General features: G+C 73.0%; 17 protein-coding genes. 7 read left to right on the top strand and 10 right to left on the bottom strand.

Going from position 1 to position 19,004, the window contains the following annotated elements; translation table 11 throughout:
* Nucleotides 1–71: 71 nt before the first annotated feature.
* The 4 genes from ABZX30_RS01020 to ABZX30_RS01035 form a co-directional block, all read right to left on the bottom strand.
* Entirely contained in the window at nucleotides 72–1,061 is a 990-nt protein-coding gene (locus tag ABZX30_RS01020; RefSeq protein WP_355927149.1) for a malate dehydrogenase, read from the bottom strand.
* Nucleotides 1,062–1,490: 429 nt separating this feature from the next.
* Complete coding sequence (locus tag ABZX30_RS01025; protein ID WP_355927151.1) at nucleotides 1,491–2,624, bottom strand: DUF2690 domain-containing protein; 1,134 nt, start codon at nucleotides 2,622–2,624, stop codon at nucleotides 1,491–1,493.
* A 296-nt stretch (nucleotides 2,625–2,920) separates the two neighbouring features.
* Nucleotides 2,921–3,394 carry a DUF3017 domain-containing protein gene (locus ABZX30_RS01030; RefSeq protein ID WP_355927153.1) on the bottom strand — a complete coding sequence of 158 codons (474 nt, stop codon included), beginning with the start codon at nucleotides 3,392–3,394 and terminating at the stop codon, nucleotides 2,921–2,923.
* Nucleotides 3,384–4,238: a bifunctional methylenetetrahydrofolate dehydrogenase/methenyltetrahydrofolate cyclohydrolase gene (locus ABZX30_RS01035; RefSeq protein WP_355927155.1), complete on the bottom strand. Its 855-nt coding sequence runs from the start codon at nucleotides 4,236–4,238 to the stop codon at nucleotides 3,384–3,386. Before ABZX30_RS01035 ends, ABZX30_RS01030 begins: the two co-directional genes overlap by 11 nt.
* Nucleotides 4,239–4,582: 344 nt before the next feature.
* Between ABZX30_RS01035 and ABZX30_RS01040 the strand changes: the two genes are divergently transcribed.
* The 5 genes from ABZX30_RS01040 (at nucleotide 4,583) to ABZX30_RS01060 (ending at nucleotide 9,237) form a co-directional block, all read left to right on the top strand.
* On the top strand, nucleotides 4,583–5,194 hold the full coding sequence (locus tag ABZX30_RS01040; protein ID WP_355927157.1) for a hypothetical protein: 612 nt from the start codon (nucleotides 4,583–4,585) through the stop codon (nucleotides 5,192–5,194).
* 178 nt (nucleotides 5,195–5,372) lie between these two features.
* The gene (locus ABZX30_RS01045) at nucleotides 5,373–6,113 is read left to right on the top strand and encodes an FHA domain-containing protein (protein ID WP_355927159.1); all 741 of its coding nucleotides are present in this window, start codon (nucleotides 5,373–5,375) and stop codon (nucleotides 6,111–6,113) included.
* A gap of 4 nt (nucleotides 6,114–6,117) precedes the next feature.
* Entirely contained in the window at nucleotides 6,118–7,650 is a 1,533-nt protein-coding gene (locus ABZX30_RS01050) for a protein kinase (RefSeq protein ID WP_355927161.1), read from the top strand.
* 120 nt (nucleotides 7,651–7,770) lie between these two features.
* Complete coding sequence (locus ABZX30_RS01055) at nucleotides 7,771–8,697, top strand: hypothetical protein (protein WP_355927163.1); 927 nt, start codon at nucleotides 7,771–7,773, stop codon at nucleotides 8,695–8,697.
* A gap of 60 nt (nucleotides 8,698–8,757) precedes the next feature.
* On the top strand, nucleotides 8,758–9,237 hold the full coding sequence (locus ABZX30_RS01060; protein WP_355927164.1) for a hypothetical protein: 480 nt from the start codon (nucleotides 8,758–8,760) through the stop codon (nucleotides 9,235–9,237).
* 73 nt (nucleotides 9,238–9,310) lie between these two features.
* Here ABZX30_RS01060 and purH read toward each other — a convergent pair whose 3' ends face one another.
* Both purH and purN read right to left on the bottom strand, forming a co-directional pair.
* Nucleotides 9,311–10,900: a bifunctional phosphoribosylaminoimidazolecarboxamide formyltransferase/IMP cyclohydrolase gene (gene purH / locus ABZX30_RS01065; protein ID WP_355927167.1), complete on the bottom strand. Its 1,590-nt coding sequence runs from the start codon at nucleotides 10,898–10,900 to the stop codon at nucleotides 9,311–9,313.
* A complete protein-coding gene (purN, locus tag ABZX30_RS01070) occupies nucleotides 10,897–11,526 on the bottom strand; it encodes a phosphoribosylglycinamide formyltransferase (protein WP_355927169.1) in 630 nt (209 codons plus the stop codon). Before purN ends, purH begins: the two co-directional genes overlap by 4 nt.
* Nucleotides 11,527–11,804: 278 nt before the next feature.
* Here purN and ABZX30_RS01075 point away from each other — a divergent pair, with 278 nt between their 5' ends.
* Entirely contained in the window at nucleotides 11,805–12,599 is a 795-nt protein-coding gene (locus ABZX30_RS01075; protein ID WP_355927171.1) for a hypothetical protein, read from the top strand.
* Nucleotides 12,600–12,631: 32 nt separating this feature from the next.
* Here the strand turns inward: ABZX30_RS01075 and ABZX30_RS01080 are convergent, their stop codons facing one another.
* Nucleotides 12,632–14,290, bottom strand: coding sequence for a DUF6350 family protein (locus tag ABZX30_RS01080; protein ID WP_355927377.1), 1,659 nt, complete (start codon nucleotides 14,288–14,290; stop codon nucleotides 12,632–12,634).
* 113 nt (nucleotides 14,291–14,403) lie between these two features.
* Here ABZX30_RS01080 and ABZX30_RS01085 point away from each other — a divergent pair, with 113 nt between their 5' ends.
* Nucleotides 14,404–15,222: a sigma factor-like helix-turn-helix DNA-binding protein gene (locus ABZX30_RS01085; protein WP_355927172.1), complete on the top strand. Its 819-nt coding sequence runs from the start codon at nucleotides 14,404–14,406 to the stop codon at nucleotides 15,220–15,222.
* Between the two features lie 168 nt (nucleotides 15,223–15,390).
* On the opposite strand, the gene sucD is transcribed toward ABZX30_RS01085, so the two are convergent.
* The 3 genes from sucD to ABZX30_RS01100 form a co-directional block, all read right to left on the bottom strand.
* Nucleotides 15,391–16,275, bottom strand: coding sequence for a succinate--CoA ligase subunit alpha (gene sucD, locus ABZX30_RS01090; protein ID WP_355927175.1), 885 nt, complete (start codon nucleotides 16,273–16,275; stop codon nucleotides 15,391–15,393).
* 27 nt (nucleotides 16,276–16,302) lie between these two features.
* Complete coding sequence (sucC, locus tag ABZX30_RS01095; RefSeq protein WP_355927176.1) at nucleotides 16,303–17,484, bottom strand: ADP-forming succinate--CoA ligase subunit beta; 1,182 nt, start codon at nucleotides 17,482–17,484, stop codon at nucleotides 16,303–16,305.
* Nucleotides 17,485–18,064: 580 nt separating this feature from the next.
* A complete protein-coding gene (locus tag ABZX30_RS01100; RefSeq protein ID WP_355927178.1) occupies nucleotides 18,065–18,985 on the bottom strand; it encodes a hypothetical protein in 921 nt (306 codons plus the stop codon).
* Nucleotides 18,986–19,004: the final 19 nt, after the last annotated feature.

Genomic DNA, 19,004 nt, shown 5'->3' on the forward strand with positions numbered 1-19,004 from the left:
AAACGGGCGCGGGCCCCCTTCCGGACGGAATCCGGCAGGGGGCCCGTACGCACGGCAGGACCGCGCGCGGCTCAGATGAGGCCGAGACCGCGGACCGCCTCGCGCTCCTCCTCGAGCTCCTTGACGGAGGCCTCGATCCGGGTGCGGGAGAACTCGTTGATGTCCAGGCCCTGGACGATCTCGTACGCGCCGTCCTTGGTGGTGACCGGGAACGAGGAGATCAGGCCCTCGGGGACGCCGTAGGAACCGTCCGACGGGATGCCCATGGAGGTCCAGTCGCCCTCGGCGGTGCCGTTGACCCAGGTGTACACGTGGTCGATGGCGGCGTTGGCGGCGGAGGCGGCCGACGAGGCGCCACGGGCCTCGATGATCGCGGCGCCGCGCTTGGCGACGGTCGGGATGAAGTCCTCGGCCAGCCACTTCTCGTCGTTGACGACCTCGGCGGCGTTCTTGCCGGCGACCGTGGCGTGGAAGATGTCCGGGTACTGGGTGGCGGAGTGGTTGCCCCAGATGGTCAGACGCTTGATGTCGGCGACGGTGGTGCCCGTCTTCTTCGCGAGCTGGGTCAGCGCGCGGTTGTGGTCGAGCCGGGTCATCGCGGTGAAGCGCTCCGCCGGTACGTCCGGGGCGGCGGCCTGCGCGATCAGCGCGTTGGTGTTGGCGGGGTTGCCGACGACCAGGACCTTGATGTCGTCGGCGGCGTGGTCGTTGATGGCCTTGCCCTGCGGCTTGAAGATGCCGCCGTTGGCCTCGAGGAGGTCGCCGCGCTCCATGCCCTTGGTGCGGGGCCGGGCGCCGACGAGCAGGGCCACGTTGGCGCCGTCGAAGGCCACGTTCGGGTCGTCCGTGATGTCGATGCCCTGCAGGAGCGGGAACGCGCAGTCGTCCAGCTCCATGGCGGTGCCCTCGGCGGCCTTGAGCGCCGGGGTGATCTCCAGCAGACGCAGTTTGACCGGCACGTCCGCGCCGAGCAGCTGGCCGGAGGCGATGCGGAAGAGCAGGGCGTAACCGATCTGGCCGGCCGCGCCGGTGACGGTGACGTTCACGGGAGTGCGGGTCATGGCGTTCTCCGTATGACAGCTGGCGGCGGGGCGTCCCTGCCCCGGATGGGACCGTGCAAATGATCGATCTCTTGGTATCAAGAGAGATCCAGCGGTCAGGCTATCGCGCATCCGGGACGGCGAACGGCCCGGGCTCGTGTGGCCCACCCCACAAGCCGCCGCGCCGCTTCCGCCGGGCACACGAAGAGGCGGCCGCCTGTCCGGGAGAGGAGGAACAGAGACGGCCGCCAATCGGGGGACCGTGACCGGACTCCCGTGGGGGTACGGTTCGCGTGCCCGGAATCCCGGCGGTCATGCGTCTTCGCGCTGAATCTTTTCTTCCGGGTTGCCGGGGCGCACGGGGGCGGATGCCGCGGCGGGCGCGGCCTCTTTCGCGGACATCGCCGTACACGCCCGCGAGGCCGCACACGGCGGCCTCGCGGGCCGCCGCTACTTCGCGCAGACCCGCCCTCCCGAAGCCGGCGTCACGCACGCCTCCACCGCGGACGCGTCCCGCACGGCCACCATCGGCGTGTAGGCGATCGTCTCCCCGCCCCGCGGCACGACCGCCCCGGACTCCGACCGCGCCCCGACCCTCACCCGCACCGCATCCCCCGGCGCGGCTCCGGTGATCCGGCCCCACGCCGCGCGGCACGTCCTGCTGTAGCGGACCTCGACGACGGTGGTGCCCACGGAGGCGGACTTGACCGTGCTGACGAGGTCGCCGCTGCAGCCCATGCTCTCCGCGTCCTTGCCGGTGCAGTCGCCACCCGCGCACTTCACACCCGCGGGCAGGTCGCGGTGGGGGGTGGCGGACGGGGCGGCGGGCGACCCGGCCGTGCCTGTGGCCCTGCCGCCACCGCCACCGCCGCCACCGCCGCCGTCGCCGTCACCGGTAAGGAAGAAGACGGCGGCGACGACGGTGAGCACGGGGAGGACGCCCGCGAGGAACATCGTCAGCCACCGTCCGCCCTCCGAGGGGCCGTCGGACCGCCGTGGGGGCTCCCCGTGCGAGCCGGGTGAGGCGTACGGGCCGGTCGAGCCGTACGGGCCCGGCGCCGGCCTGCTGTCGTCCGGGACACGAGCGATCCCCGCTGCCTCCCACGCGTCCGCGTCCGGTGCCGTCGGCTGGGGCGGGATCGTGGGCGACACGCCCGCGGGAGCCGCGATGCCCGGGCTCACGGTCGCGCTGCCGCCGAGGCGGGCGGTCCCGGTCCTGCCGCCCGTGGTCGCCGCGGGCGGCCCGGATCTCCCGGGCGCGGCCCGCGCCCGGGAGATCCGGCTCGCCTCCATGGTCAGGTCGTGGTGCAGCTCCGAGCGGCTCCAGGCCCGCTCGGCCAGCTCCCACATGGTGGTCAGATGAACCGGATCGGTCCCGGTGACCTCGGCGAGCGCGACGACCGCACCCTTGGGCGCGAGCAGCCGGCCGCCCAGATAACGCTCCCAGGACGTCTTGCTGTAGCCCGTGCGGTCGGCCAGCGCCGCGATGCTGAGCCCGCCGCGGTCCACCAGCCTCCGCAACTGCCCGGTGAACTCCCGCACTTGCGGATCGAGCTCGTCCGGTAAGGCCTTCCGACGAGGCATCGGTTCCCCTCTCTCACCCGGGCTCTTCCCCGGGTCGTGCCGTGCGTCCCACGCCGTCCCCACCGACGCGGGCCCCCGAGTCCCCGTTCTGGCTGCCCACGGGGATGCCCCCGCTCGGGGTCCCCGTTCCCGGGCCGGGGGCGCACGGGGACACGGGGCACGGGGCACGGGCCGTCGGACACGCACCGCCGCCCGCCGCACGCCGCCGGCAGCGGGCGGCGTGCGGCGGGCGGCGGGCGGCGGGCGGCAGGGCTCGTCGGACGGTCGGCCCGTCCCCGGAACAGTCGCCGGGTGACCTAGTTGGTCAGCGTGAAGTGCAGGGTGTCCCCCAGGAAGGGAATCTCCAGCCACGGCTTGGGCTGGGCCATCATCGCCAGGAGGACGATCGCGAGGCCGAGCACGCCGTAGGTGACTATGTCGGTGAAGCGGGAGCGGACCGCGAGCATGCCGACGCCGGGCAGGACCCAGCGCAGTGCGGCGCCCGCGAGCAGGGCCGAGCCGACGACCAGGGTGCCCAGCCGGAACAGGTCGAACGCGGTCAGCAGCAGACCGAGCGCGACCAGGGCGGTGACGGCGAGCATCGGCCACTGCCGGGCCGGGGCCGGCGCGTCACCGGAGGCGGCCCGGCCGCCGCCCTCGGGCCGCGCGGTGTCCCGGGTGAACAGCGGGAAGCGGCGCGTGGCCCGCTTCGGCCGCCCCTCGGCGTCCGGCGCGCTGATCGCGTCCCGGACGGTCGGCTCCGCACTGTCGTGGGTGTCCTCAGCCGGCACTGCGCTCCGCCGCCTCGACCACGTTGACCAGCAGCTGCGCACGGGTCATCGGGCCCACGCCGCCCGGGTTGGGGGAGATCCAGCCGGCCACCTCGGCGACCCCGGGGTGCACATCGCCGACGATCTTCCCCTGGGCGTCGCGGGAGACGCCGACGTCGAGGACGGCCGCGCCCGGCTTGACGTCCTCGGGCCGGATCAGGTGGCCCACGCCGGCGGCCGCGATGATGATGTCCGCCCGCTTCAGGTGCGCCGCCAGGTCCCGCGTGCCCGTGTGGCACTGGGTCACCGTGGCGTTCTCGCTGCGCCGGGTGAGCAGCAGGGGCATCGGGCGGCCGATGGTCACACCCCGGCCGACGACCACGACCTCGGCGCCCTTGATCTCCACGCCGTGGCGGCGCAGCAGGGTGATGATGCCGTTGGGGGTGCAGGGCAGCGGCGCCGGCTCGTTGAGGACGAGTCGGCCGAGGTTCATCGGGTGCAGGCCGTCCGCGTCCTTGGCCGGGTCCATCAGCTCCAGGACGCGGTTCTCGTCGATGCCCTTGGGCAGCGGCAGCTGGACGATGTAACCGGTGCAGGACGGGTCCTCGTTCAGTTCCCGGACGACCGCCTCGATCTCCTCCTGCGTCGCCGTGGCGGGCAGCTCGCGCTGGATGGAGGCGATGCCGACCTGGGCGCAGTCGCGGTGCTTGCCGGCTACGTACTTCTGGCTGCCGGGGTCGTCCCCGACCAGGATCGTGCCGAGGCCGGGCGTGACGCCCTTCTCCTTCAGCGCCGCCACGCGGGCGGTCAGATCGGACTTGATCGCGGCTGCGGTGGCCTTGCCATCGAGAATCTGGGCGGTCATGGTCCCATCCTCGCGGATGACGGCCCCTCTCTTCCAATCCGGGTTCCGGTCCGGGTTCCGGCCCGGGTGCCGGCCGGGGGCCGGTTCGGGTGCCGGCCGGGGGCCGGTTCGGGTGCCAGGGGACGGTTCCGGTTACCACCGCCCATGTCCGACCTTGATCGATGATGTTGCACTTGCACAACACATCGCGAATGCGGCTGGACAAGTAAGAGTCTGCTAAAGAACGATGAGTACACAGTGCCGCGGGCAGTACCGGGGGGACGGGCCGCATCTGTAGAACTCTCTCTCCTCCGCACCGTGCCGCTCGTCGTCCCCGCACTTGAGCAACGGAGGAAACACCGGCCATGAGCTTCGGCGACCCGAACAACCCCTACGGCCCGCCCCAGGGCCAGCAGCCCGGTTACCCGCCCCAGCAGCCGCCGCAGGGCCCGCCCGGCTACGGCTACCCGTCCGCTCCCCCGGTGCAGCCCGGCTACGGCTACCCCACCGCCCCGCCGGTCCCGCAGGGCTACGGCTACGGCGCCCCGATGGAGATGCCGGGCCTGATCAAGACCGCCCGGGTGCTGTTGTTCATCATCGCCGGCCTCCAGATCCTGGTGGGCCTGTTCCTCGGCATCGCGGCCGGTGCCGCACAGGACGCCTCCAACGGCTTCGGCTCGGGTGACGACACCAGCACGGCCACCGGTGTCCTGATCGGGTTCGCCCTGCTGATGCTGGCACTGGGCAGCCTGTCGATCTTCCTGGGCGTGAAGTTCAGGAACGGCGGCAGCGGCATCCGCATCACGACGATCGTGTACTCGTCGCTGATGCTGCTGGGCAGCCTGGTCAACATCGTGCGCGGCGCGGGCGGTTCGGGCACCTTCGGCGGCGTCGTCTCCCTCGCGTTCGCCGCGATCATCCTCGCGTCGATGGTCAACAGCGCGGCCTCGGTCTGGTTCAACCGGCCCCGCTACTGATCCAGCCGGCCCCGCTGCCGGGCGGCGCACGCCGCTGAACAGTGCGCGGCACGCTTCACGGCACACAGTTCACGCCAATAACCGCCGGAGGCCGTGTCCCACCCGTACGAGGGGGGCACGGCCCCGCCGCGTCCCCCTACTCTGACGTGGGTAGTCGTCGGGCACGGGGAGATGCATCTTGTTCAGCATCATCGTGGTACCTCCGCCGACCGCGGAGGACGGGCAGCACCGCGCCCAGATCCGCCTGGCCCCGGGCGAGCGCCTCGCCTTCGGCCGCTCACCGCACGGCAACGACCTGCCGATCGCGCACGACGGCGTGTCCCGCAGGGCCGGCGAGATCACCGCGCAGGGCTCCTACTGGGCCCTGAGCAACCTCAGCCGGGAGCAGACGTACGTCGTGGAGAACCCGGAGGGCGCGGGCGAGCACATCAAGATCGCGCCCGGCCGTCTGGAGGCGCCGGTTCCGTTCGAGTTCTCGCGGATCGTGCTGCCGGCGTCCGGAGACCTCCTGCCCATCGAGGTGTGGGCACCGCGCCACGACTACGTGACGGCCGAGGACGGCCCGGACGGCGGCACCACCGCGCCCGCCTTCTCCGTCGACCGCACCAAACGCTACTTCGCGGTCCTGGCCGCCCTGTGCGAACCCCGCCTGCGGGGCGCACTGCACGCCCCGCTGCCCACGGTCGACCAGGTCGTCGACCGGCTGCGGGCCACCTGGCCGGCCGCGTCCCGCACGGCGGTGCAGTGGAACATCGACTACCTCGCCGTGAAACTGCGTCTGAAACCCGGCCCGGAGGAGCCGGACGCGGGGCCGCGCCTCAACGGCAAGAAGGAGTCCCTGGTGTCGTTGGCGCTCCGCTTCGACCTGGTACGCGAGGACGACCTGGCCGTCCTGACGCCTCACCGCCGGGCCGGGTGACACCGTGCCCGAGCCGTACGCCGTGCCGGTGCCGCGGGGCTACCGGGTCGGGGAGTGGGAGGTGCGCGGGCCGATCGCCACGGGAGCCTTCGCGAGTGTGTACGAGGGACGGCGCACCGGCGACGGCGAACCCCGCACGGCCGCCCTCAAGTTCCTGCCCACCGGCACCGGCACCCCCCGCCACCTGGCCCACCTGCGCGAACTCGTCGAGCGCGAGGTCACGTTGCACCGCCGGCTGAAGCAGCCCCGGCTCATCCGCATGTACCAGACGCTCACCGTGGACGACGCCGCACGGCCTGATCTCGACGGCGCCACGGTCCTCGTGCTGGAGAAGGCGCAGACCTCGCTGGCCTTCCTGCTCGGCCGGGAACCGCGCCCGGCCGCCGGGCCCGCCCTGCTGGCACAGATCTGCGAGGGCCTGGCCCAGTTGCACGGCGCCGGCTGGGTGCACGGGGACCTGAAGCCGGCCAACGTGCTGCTGCTGGCGGACGGTTCGGCGCGGCTCGCCGACTTCAACATGGCGGGGGAACTGGAGGGGACGCACGCCTACACGCCGGCCTTCTCCACCCCCGACTACACCCCGCCCGAGCTGCTCTGGTCGGAAGTCGGCCACCGGGGCCGCCGTATCCGCCCGTCGGCGGACGTCTGGGCGTTCGGCGTGCTGGCCCATCTCGTGCTGACCGGCTCCTTCCCGTTGCCCGGCGGCACCCCGAGCGCACGCCGCGACGCGGCCGCCGCCTACGCCCACGGCACCGACGAGCTGCGCCTGTCGCCCGAACTCCCGGACGCCTGGCGGGACATCGTGCGGGACTGCCTGACCCGTACCCACGACGAGCGCATCACCACCCGGGCGTTGCTGCGGAGAGTCGCATCGGCGGCGGGCACCGGCCCCCCACCGCGCCCGGCCGGACGACGCCCGAGCTCCCGGCGCGCCCGCGTGCTGGCCGCCGCTGCCGCCACCGTCGTCGTGGCGGCCCTGGGCTACGGCATCGACACCTGGGCGGGCGACGCCGCGCCCCGCGCCGGCGGGAGCGGCCCCGCCTCCTACGGCGCCTCGGAACTGCGCACCGACAAGGGCGTCCCGGTCGCCTACCGCCGGCTCATCGTGGACGCCGCCCACTCCTGCCCCCGGCCTGATGTGTCGCCCGTGCTCATCGCCGCGATGCTCAAGGCCGAGAGCGACTTCGACCCCGACCTCTACGATCCCGGCAACCAGGAGTACGGCATCGCCCGGTGGACGCCGGCCGTGCTGCGCTGGTGGATCCGGGACGACGGCACGCCCGCCTCGGCGATCCCCACGCCTCCGCTGACCCCTGCCCAGTCGATCCCGGCCATGGGCCGGTACCTGTGCTTCATCGAACAACGCCTCGCCGACGACCTGCCCGGCGACAAGCGGATCCTCATCGCGCTCGGCTACCGGACGTCGTACAAGAAGGTGAACGCCGCGCACGGGATCCCCGCCGAATACCGCGACTACGCCGACCGCGTCGCCCACTACCTCAAGCTCTACTCGCCTCCCGGCCGGACGGGACCCTGAGAGTTCCGAGGTACTCCCCGTCTCCCGGGTGCCACAGGATGTGAGTGCCGCACAGGGGGATGCGCGGCAGGGGACCCACGGGGAACCAGGGGACCCACGGGGGAACGGGGGGAACGTCCCATGAAGCGTGCGTTCGCTTCACTGTGTGCGGTCGCGGTGGTCACGGGGGCCGTCGCGGCCGGATGCGGTCACGGCTCCGACGCCGGCGGCCGGACCGCTGCCGCCGCGCGCCAGGCCCGGCCCGAGCCGCTGACGTGGCAGCAGGAACTGCGCGTCAGCGACGCCGAACAGCGCCTGGTGCGGCAGTGCATGAACCGGCACGGCTTCAGGTACTGGGAGGACCGCACCCTGACGCTGCGCGAGAGCATGCCGGTGCGGTACGTGCAGGACGACGTGGCGTGGGCGCGGGAGTACGGCTACGGCAGCCGCCTCCTGGCCGAGCAGGACCGCGCGCGCCGCGCCAACCCGAACCTGGCCTACCGCAAGAGCCTCTCCGACGGCCGGCGGGCGGCCTACGACACCGCCCTGGACGGGGGCACGTCGGCACGCGTCCTCCAGGTGCGCATGCCGGGCGGCGGTACGGTCCGCAAGCACGTCGGCGGCTGCGCGGCCGAGGCGGAACAGCGGCTCTACGGGGACGCGGCGACCTGGTTCCGCGCCGATGCGACGGCGAGCAACCTCCAGCCGCTCTACGTCTCCCGGATGCTGAAGGACCGCCGGCTCACCCGGGCCGTGACGGCATGGGCGGGCTGCATGCGGCGCGCGGGCCGGCCGTTCGGCACCCCGGACGAGGCCCGTGCCGCCGCGACGCCGAAGGACGGGCTGTCGCGCGCCGAGGAGGCCGAGGCCTTCGCGGCCGAGCGGCGGATCGCGGTGGCCGACGCCGGCTGCGCCCGCGACGCCGGCCTGAAGGACCTCGGCCGCAAGCTCGAGAGCGAGTACATCGACAAGCTTGGCGACACCTACGGTGACGAACTGAACACCTACCGTCGCCTGCGGAACCAGGCGCTCGACCGCGCGGTACGGATCGTGCCGCAGCGCGCCTGACGTGACGCATCTCCGTCACGACTCACCGATCACCACTCACACACCACCAGGGGGACCATCATGCGCAAGTTCGCCATCGCGGCGGCCGTCGCCGGCCTGACCGCTCTGGGACTCGGCCTGCCCGCCACGGCGGCCCAGGCGTCCGGCACCGGCGCCCAGGCCAGCGGCTGCAACAGCAAGTGGCCGGGACGGGACGGCTACGTCCGGGCGTGGGACGGCTCCGACTGCCAGGGCACGCTGCTGGGCGGCACTGCCGGGAACGACGGCGACTGGAGCGACTCCGCCGGGGCGTTCCAGGGGGGTGACGCGAACAAGGCGTCGTCCGTCATGAACAGCGGGTACACCGGCAGCCTGGACGTCGTGAAGTTCTACTACCTCCCCGTGGGCTCGGGGTATCAGGCCTACAACTGCCTGAAGGCCTCCGAGTACTTCGTGGACAACCTGTCCCGCAACACGTTCACGAACGGAATGACCATGGACAACCAGATCATGGGCCACGAGTGGGTGAACGCGAGCAGCTGCAGCCGCTTCATGAGCTGACCGCCGGGCACCACCAGGCACGGACGGGCGGCCCGGTACTGCACCGGGCCGCCCGTTCCGCCGTCCGCGCGCGTCAGTGGAAGAAGTGGCGCGTGCCCGTGAAGTACATCGTCACGCCCGCCTTCTGCGCGGCCTCCACGACCAGTTCGTCGCGGACCGAACCGCCGGGCTGGACGATGGCCTTCACACCGGCGGCGATGAGGATCTCCGGCCCGTCGGGGAAGGGGAAGAAGGCGTCCGACGCCGCGTAGGAGCCGCGCGCCCGCTCCTCGCCCGCCCGCTCGACGGCCAGCTTGCAGGAGTCGACCCGGTTGACCTGTCCCATGCCGACGCCGACCGAGGCGCCGTCCTTGGCGAGGAGGATGGCGTTGGACTTCACGGCCCGGCACGCCTTCCAGGCGAAGGCGAGCTCCCGCAGCCCCTCGGCGTCGAGCGCCTCGCCGGTGGCCAGCGTCCAGTTGGCCGGGTCGTCGCCGTCGGCCTGGAGCCGGTCGGTGACCTGGAGCAGCGCGCCGCCGTCGACGGGCTTGACCTCGACCGGGTTCGCCGGGCCCTCGGGGCAGCGCAGCACCCGGATGTTCTTCTTCTTGGTGAGCGCCTCCAGGGCGCCCTCCTCGTAGTCGGGCGCGACGATGACCTCGGTGAAGATCTCCGCGACCTGCTCGGCCATCTCCTTGCTGACCGGCCGGTTCACGGCGATGACCCCGCCGAACGCGGACAGCGGGTCGCAGGCGTGCGCCTTGCGGTGCGCCTCGGCGACGTCGGCGCCGATCGCGATGCCGCACGGGTTGGCGTGCTTGATGATCGCCACGCACGGCTCGGTGTGGTCGTACGCGGCACGGCGGGCGGCGTCCGTGTCCGTGTAGTTGTTGTACGACATCTCCTTGCCGTGCAGCTGCTCGGCGACCGCGAGCCCGCTGCCGCCGCCGTCCACGTACAGGGCGGCGGGCTGGTGCGGGTTCTCGCCGTAGCGCAGGGTGTGCGCGCGCTCCCAGGTGGCGCCGAGGAAGTCGGGGAACTGCCCCGCGGCGGAGCCGCTGTCGGCCGCAGCGTCGACGGGGGCGTAGGAGGAGGCGAACCAGGAGGCGACGGCGACGTCGTAGGCGGCCGTGTGCTGGAAGGCCTCGGCGGCGAGCCGCTTGCGGGTGGCGAGGTCGAAGCCGCCGTCCACGGCCGCGGCGAGGACGTCCGCGTACCGGGCGGGGCTGGTGACCACGGCGACCGAGGGGTGGTTCTTGGCGGCGGCCCGGACCATCGACGGACCGCCGATGTCGATCTGCTCGACGCACGCGTCGGGCGAGGCACCCGAGGCGACGGTCTCGCGGAAGGGGTAGAGGTTGACGACGACGAGGTCGAACGGCTCCACGCCCAGCTCGGCGAGCTGCTCGCGGTGGCTGTCGAGGCGCAGGTCGGCGAGGATGCCCGCGTGGACCCTGGGGTGCAGGGTCTTGACCCTGCCGTCGAGGCACTCGGGGAAGCCGGTGAGTTCCTCGACCTTGGTGACGGGGACGCCGGCACCGGCGATACGGCCGGCGGTGGAACCGGTGGACACCAGCTCGACACCGGCCTCGTGCAGGCCGCGGGCCAGTTCCTCCAGGCCGGTCTTGTCGTAGACGCTGACGAGCGCCCTGCGAAGGGGCCGCTTGTTGCTCTCGGCGGTCACTGGATAACTACCTTTCGTCCCTCAATGCGATAGCCGTTGCGGGCGATCCGCCCCACGACCTCGACGAGCAGCCTTCGCTCGACTTCTTTGATGCGCTCGTGCAGAGCGCTCTCGTCGTCCTCGTCCCGGACCTCGACCACGCCCTGGGCGATGATCGGTCCGGTGTCGACGCCGTCGTCGACGAAGTGGACGGTGCAGCCGGTGACCTTGGCGCCGTACGCGAGCGCGTCCCGCACGCCGTGGGCTCCCGGAAAACTGGGCAGCAGGGCGGGGTGGGTGTTCACGAACCGCCCGCCGAACCGCGCGAGGAACTCCTTGCCCACGATCTTCATGAACCCGGCCGAGACGACGAGGTCGGGCCGGTGCGCGGCGACGGCCCCGGCGAGGGCCGCGTCCCACTCGGCCCGGTCCGCGTGGTCCTTGACCTTGCACACGAAGGTGGGGAGCCCGGCGCGTTCGGCGCGGGCGAGCCCTTCGATGCCCTCACGGTCCGCACCGACGGCCACGATCTCGGCGCCGTAGGCCTCGGGGCCGACGCGGTCGATCTCGTCCAGGAGCGCCTGCAGATTGGTGCCGGATCCGGAGACCAGCACGACGAGGCGCTTGGCCACGGGCTTGGCGGCCACGGTGGGGCCCTTTCTCGGGGAAGCGGTTGTACGGGCGGCTTGTCCGTTCATACGAATGCTTCGCGCCCCGTGATACGGGGAAGTCTACGAAGCGGCCGACCGCCAGCAACGATACCGGCACTCGGGACGGCCCCCGCGGGACGGGTGCGGGGCCGGCAGGTAGCGTCTGGGGGAGCTCGTCGGGAACGTGGCCGCCGCGTGGCGCGTTCCCTTCAGTGAAGCCCACGTGGGACAGCCGTATTCATCTGCCGTATTCATCTAGGGAAGACGCTCACTTGATGCCGGACCGCAGTCTGCGACTCCTCACGTTCCCCCCGCAGTCGGATCAGGGGAGGGAGCGCGGCGCCGTGCTGCTGCGGGAGCGGCCCGCCTCACCGCCCGACGCGCCCTCGGGCCGGCCCGACGGCGACGGCCGGGAGGGTGCGCCGCAGGACGACAACCCCTTCGCCCCGCCGCCGGAGGGCTCACCGGACCGGCCCTGGCAGCCCCGCCACCCTTCGGGTTCCGGGGGCTCGCCGGGTTCCGGGGGTTCCCCGGGCTCCGGGGACGGGGGGCACTCCCCGTGGGGCAGCCAGTGGAGCGACCGCCAGCCCGGCCGCTCCCCCGGCGGTTTCGGCGAGCGGCCCGGCGGCGGCCCCGAGGGCCAGGGCGGCGGCCCCGGCCCCAACCTGCGCTGGGACCCCACCGACCCCGCCCAGCGCCGCGCCCGCTACGCGCTGCTGTGCGGCATGTGGGCGTTCTTCTTCGCCCTGTTCAGCTGGCCGTACGTGGCCCTGCTGCTCGGTGCCCTCGCCCTCCACTGGGGCATCGGCGCCCTGCGCGCCAAGCCGCGCAGGCCCGACCCGGACGCCCCGGCCCCGCAGGGCGGCGGCCGCCCCCAGACCACGGCGGCGGTCAGCGGCCTGGTCACCGGTTGCCTGGCCCTGGCCCTCGTGGCGGCCACCTTCACGGCCCAGCTGGTCTACCGCGACTACTACACGTGCGTGCACGACTCCCTCACCAACGAGGCCAAGCAGACCTGCAAGCAGTTGCTGCCCCAGGAGCTGCGGGGGCTGCTGGGGAACAACGGCTGAGGGGCCGCGCCGGGGCGGGCGGTGAGCGGGGGTCACTCGCCGTCCGGCGACGCGGGCTGCGCCGACGGGGCCTCCGGGCCCGGGGGGACGGACGCGGCCGCTGATTCCGCCTGGCCCGGCGGAACCGACGAGCCGGGCGGAACCGGCGGAATCAGCGGAACCGACGGAGTCACCGGAGTCGACGGAGTCACCGGAGCGGGCCGCGTCGACGGAGCAGTCGAGGCCGGCCGGGCAGGCAGGGCCGGTGCCTCGGCCGGCAGGACGTCGTAGGCGTCCAGGGCGCTGTCGTAGACGGACGACTCGCGTGCCGGTGCCGGTGTCGCCTCCCGGCCCTTCGAAGGCTGCTCCCACCGCCGCGGAGCCACCGGCGTCCCCGTCTTCCCGGATCCCTCGGGAGCGCTTCCCGCCGCCGTCCACGCGGTCCGCCCCCGCCACCACCTGACCGCCACCGACACCGGCACCGCCACCGCCCCGAGCCAGGCCGGCACCGCACCGCCGACCTGCCACCACACCGGCCCGAACCGGGCCAGCGCCGCCACTCCGAGCGGGCCGCCCGCCAGCACCGCCAGGACGGCGAACACCGCCCCGCACAGCACGGCCGCCAGCAGCGCCGTCCCGGCGGCCCGCACGAGGGTCCAGCGCGCCCGGCGTTCCCCGGCCCGCGCCGCGAAACAGGCGACCGTCACCCCCGCCGCCACCGGCACGATCCTGGTGGCCCAGCCCCACGGCATCGCGAGCCCCGCGTCCGGTACCGCCGCCAGCAGCGGGAAGGGCGGCAGCAGTGGCGCGGGGCGGGCGGCCGACGGGGCGACCAGGTGCCCGGCGCCGAGCGCGAACCCGGGACCGAGGGCGTAGGCCACCGACCACACCGCCGCGTTGGGGAGCAGCACGAGGCAGAGCAGGAGCACGGCGAACCGTCCCGTCCAGCCTTCCGTCAGCTGGAGGAAGGAGGCGCGGGCTGCCGTGCCGTGCCCCGCCAGTGACACGCCGAGCAGCAGCGCCCCGCCCGCGAGGAGTGCCGCCGTCCCGGCCAGCGCCGCCCGCACGGACGCCCCGAGCGCGGCCCGGCCGCCCGGCGCGAGGACCAGGCGGCGCAGGAACCCCGGCAGCGACGCCGACCCGTGCGGCGGGGGCTCGCACGGACGGCCGTACGCCGACCACACTCCCGCGCCCGCCGCGACCACCGCGACGAGCGGCAGGCACACCGCCACCCGCTGCCACTCGGGCCGCAGCGCGCCGCCCGAGGCGTACAGCGCGGCGCCGACGCCGACCGCGAGGTAGCCGAGGACCACGCCCGTCCACGCCGTGTACGCGGCGACCGGCGGCGGGTCGTCGGCGTCGGCCGGCGCGTCCGTCGCGTCCCGCGCCGCCCGGTACAGCAGCCAGACCGGCAGCGCGAGGAGCAGCAGCGGGGTGACACCGACGGGTGCGGGGACACCGGAGAGCGTCTCGGTGCGGACCAGCTGGACGCCGTGGGCCAGCAGCCACAGCGCGGCGGCCACGTGCAGCGCGCCGCCCGGGCCGCTGTCGGGGTAGGGGGAGCTGACCCACAGCACCATGACGAGCACGGCCAGGCAGCCGAGGCCGAGCCCGGCCGCGACCGCGCCGGCCAGGAGGCTCGCGGCCAGTCCGGGCGAGCGGTCCCGCAGCCGGGTGAGCAAGAACGACAACGACGGTCGGCGAGCGGTCATCTGCGTCACACCGCCATGCTCCCAACGACACGCGCTTCTGGTGCGTAACAGGCGAACCATCGAAGTGTCGCCCAATATATGTTTATGTGTTTTTTCCTCTGGAGGGCTGACCGGTGACGCCCCGTCACACGGGCGCCGCCCTGACGCCCGCTCAGGCTTTCGACGCGCTGTACGAGTTCTGCGCCCCCGCCCTCGTACGGCAGGCGTACCTGCTCACCGGGCGCCGCGAAGCGGCCCGCGCCGCCGTGGAACGGGCTTTCGAGCTCGCCTGGCAGCGCTGGCCGGAGGTGGCCCGGGACCGGGATCCGGCGGGCTGGGTGAGGGCCACGGCGTACGAGTGCGCGCTCTCCCCCTGGCACCGCTTCCGCCTGCTCCGCCGACCGGACCCGCCCCCGGCCGGCGCCGCCGACCGTGCTCTGCTGGACGCACTGCTGAAGCTCCCGCCGCCCCACCGCCGCACACTCCTGCTGTACGACGGTGTCGGCCTCGACCTGCCGGAGACCGCGGCGGAGACGGAGGCGAGCACACCGGCGGCCGGCCGTCGGCTGACGCGCGCCCGCGACGCGGTTGCCGCGCGGATCCCGGAACTGGCGGACTCCCGGCTGCTGCACCGGCGGCTGACCGAACTGGCCTCCGCCGATCAGCTGCGGGCCGCCCGACCGACGGTGGTGCGCACGGCCGGCGAACGCCGGGTCCGCCGCTGGACCCGGGCCGCGATCGCGCTCACGGCCGCGGTCGTCGGCGCGACGGCACTCACGCTGCGGACCGCCCCGACCCACTTCGAGAAACCCCCGGGTCCGGCCCAGGCGGTGCGGGGCGTACCGCCGAGAGCGGCCCTGGGCCCGCTGTCGGCCAAGGAGCTGGCGCTGCGGGCCAAGCTGCGCCGGGAATCGGCGCACGGGCCGGAGAGACTGACACCGGTACCGGGCTGATCCCTTGCCGCCATGGGGCGCATGCCGCAAGAAGTTCGCATGGGACAGATGAGGTGAAACGATTCTGCAGAGCCGGGCGACTCCGCAGGACCAGACGGTTCCGCGGAGCAGAAGGCGGTAGGCCCGCCCCCTCCCGGGGAACGGGCCTACCGACGGTCGGCCGACTGTTCAGCCGGCCAGGATCTCCCGGGCCAGCTTCGCCGTCTCGGTCGGCGTCTTGCCGACCTTGACGCCCGCGGCCTCCAGGGCCTCCTTCTTCGCCTGGGCCGTGCCCGACGAACCGGAGACGATGGCGCCCGCGTGACCCATGGTCTTGCCCTCGGGCGCGGTGAAGCCCGCGACGTAGCCGACGACCGGCTTGGTCACGTTGTCCTTGATGAACGCGGCCGCGCGCTCCTCGGCGTCGCCGCCGATCTCACCGATCATCACGATCAGGTCGGTGTCGGGGTCGGCCTGGAACGCGGCGAGGGCGTCGATGTGCGTGGTGCCGATGATCGGGTCGCCACCGATACCGACGGCCGTGGAGAAGCCGATGTCCCGCAGCTCGTACATCATCTGGTAGGTCAGCGTGCCGGACTTCGAGACCAGGCCGATGCGGCCCGGCTTGGTGATGTCGCCCGGGATGATGCCCACGTTCGACTGGCCCGGGGTGATGATGCCGGGGCAGTTGGGGCCGATGATGCGGGTCTTGTTGCCCTTCTTGCCGGCGTACGCCCAGAAGGCGGCCGTGTCGTGCACGGCGATGCCCTCGGTGATCACGACGGCCAGCGGGATCTCGGCGTCGATGGCCTCGACGACCGCGTCCTTGGTGAACTTCTCCGGCACGAAGATGACGGAGACGTCGGCGCCGGTCTTCTCGACGGCTTCCTTGACGGTGCCGAAGACGGGTACCTCGGTACCGTCGAAGTCCACGGTCTGACCCGCCTTGCGCGGGTTCACGCCGCCCACGACGTTGGTGCCGTCACCGAGCATGAGCTTGGTGTGCTTCATGCCCGTGGCGCCGGTCATGCCCTGGACGATGACCTTGCTGTCCTTGTTGAGCCAGATAGCCATGGTGTGATGTGTCCTCGTCCTGAGTGCTTACTTGGCGGCGTGGGCCAGCTCGGCGGCCTTGTCGGCCGCGCCGTCCATGGTGTCGACGCGCTGCACCAGCGGGTGGGCGGCGTCGGTGAGGATCTGCCGGCCCAGCTCGGCGTTGTTGCCGTCGAGGCGGACGACGAGCGGCTTGGTGACGTTCTCGCCGCGGTCCTCGAGGAGCTTCAGGGCCTGGACGATGCCGTTGGCGACCTCGTCACAGGCGGTGATGCCGCCGAAGACGTTGACGAAGACGGACTTGACGTCCGGGTCGCCCAGGATGATCTCCAGGCCGTTGGCCATGACCTGGGCGGAGGCGCCACCGCCGATGTCCAGGAAGTTGGCGGGCTTCACGTTGCCGTGCTTCTCACCGGCGTACGCGACGACGTCCAGGGTGCTCATCACGAGACCGGCGCCGTTGCCGATGATGCCGACCTCGCCGTCGAGCTTGACGTAGTTGAGGTTCTTCTCCTTGGCGGCCGCCTCGAGCGGGTTGGCGGCGGCCTTGTCGTGGAGCTCCTCGTACTCGGGGTGGCGGAACTCGGCGTTGTCGTCGAGCGACACCTTGCCGTCGAGGGCGAGGACCTCACCGGAGGCGACCTTCGCGAGCGGGTTGACCTCGACGAGGAGGGCGTCCGACTTGATGAAGGTGTCCCACAGCTTGACGAGGACGTTGGCGACCTTGTCCGCGACCTCGGCCGGGAACTTGGCGGCCTCGACGATCTCGCGGGCCTTGGCCTCGTCCACACCGTCGATCGGGTCGATCGGGGTCTTGGCGACGGCCTCCGGGCGGGTGGCCGCCACCTCCTCGATCTCCATGCCGCCCTCGACGGAGGCGATGGAGAGGAAGGTGCGGTTGGCACGGTCGAGGAGGAAGGAGACGTAGTACTCCTCGACGATCTCCGGAGCCGTCTCGGCGATCATGACCTTGTGGACCGTGTGGCCCTTGATGTCCATGCCGAGGATGTCCGTCGCACGGGCGACGGCCTCGTCCGCGGAGGCGGCCAGCTTCACGCCACCGGCCTTGCCGCGACCACCGACCTTCACCTGCGCCTTGACGACGGACTTGCCGCCCAGCCGCTCGGTGATCTCGCGCGCCGCCTCAGGCGTGTCGATGACTTCACCGGCCAGCACCGGTACATCGTGCTTGGCGAAGAGGTCCCTCGCCTGGTACTCGAACAGGTCCACGCGCTTCCGTCCCTATCAGTGATCTCGCGGTTCGTTGGATGCGTGGGCGTGCCGCGAAGGGCAACGTGACGTCCGCATGTGTCACTAGGGAAGCGCACACGGTGTCCGAGCGCGCGGCATGTCCGTCTCGCAGGTTATCGCCGCACCCCGGGGCTCCCTAAATCGAGGGTCACACCTGAGCGGTGATACCTGTCACATGATGCCGGCCTCACTGGCACGGCGTGCCGGGGAGGCGAGACCTCACCGGGCTGGGGTTGACCCGGTGAGGCCTCTGAGATGGCCCTTCAGGGCCACGGGTGGCTGATCCCCACCCCAATGGGAACCAGCCACCCAGGTCCGTGAGGTGTCGGGAGGGACGGGCCGACGGCATTCGGCCGTCCGGGCCGTTCAGCCTCACGGAGTCGGTGGGGACGGGCCGCGCTGACGCGGTGGGTGGGCCCGTCGTGCCTGTTGTGGTGCGGGTTCCGCGTGATCCGCGTGTACCCGATGTCATGGACATATCTCGGGAGCACGGACCCGGCGACGCCCAGGTCCTGCGCGAAGGACCCCGACGGCCGTTCCCGGCCGGGGGGAAAGAGCCCTAGCCGGGGAAGACGGGGATGGCCCGCTGCCTGTCCCGCGTCCCGTGCGCGTCGACGCGCGCGGCGGCACCGGGCGTCAGGCGCAGCGGCGCCCGGTGGTCAGGGGTGACGGCATACGTGTGGGCATGGCGTGCGGTGCCGCCGTCGGTCCCGGCCCGGTCGGCGAGTGCCCCGTCCGGGTCTCCGGCGGGCGCGGGCCGGTAGGGGGCGCCGGCCCGCTCCACGGTGTGCGGGCCGCCGGCGTGCGTCCGGGTGACCGGTACGCCGATGTCCGGGGCGGCGACGCGCGGACCGGAGGACGCGACCGCCGTACGGCGCTCGGTACGGCGCTCGGTGCGCTCGGTACGGGAGTCCGCGCGGGCCCCGGTACGGTCCGCCGCGCCCGCGTGTCCCACGGACGCGGTCCCCGGGGGCGACGGCACCTCCTGCCCGCCCGGCCGCTGCGGCGCGGGCACCTCGACGACCGGCGGCGCGGGCAGCGAGGGTTCCGCGGGCAGCGCCGGCAGGGTGGGCAACGACGGCGCCTCGGCCTGTACCTCGCCCAGGACCCGGGTCACCGCACCGACGACGTCACCGACCGGCCGGGTGACATGCGCGCCGACGGACCGTACGACATCCCAGGTGGTCGAGGTGGTCGAGGTGGTCGAGGTGGTCGAGGTGGTCGCAGAGGACGTGGAGGACGTGGAGGACCTGGAGGACGTGGAGGTCCCCGACGACAGCGCGGACACGGCGGACACCGCTGACCCCGCCGACCCCGAAGTGTCCGGTGTCGCCCCCTCGGCCGCATGCGCCTGCGCTCCGCAGAGGAAGCCCCAGGCGAACAGCCCGCCGACCAGCAGCGCCAGTTGCAGCGCACGCCGCCCGGCCGCCGTGCGCGGGACGCGCAGAGCGGCACCGGACAGGGCTGCTGGCCAGGTCAAGAGCGGGGGATCCTCCGTG

The sequence above is a fragment of the Streptomyces sp. NPDC004542 genome (assembly GCF_040610035.1).
Classification (GTDB): Bacteria; Actinomycetota; Actinomycetes; order Streptomycetales; family Streptomycetaceae; genus Streptomyces.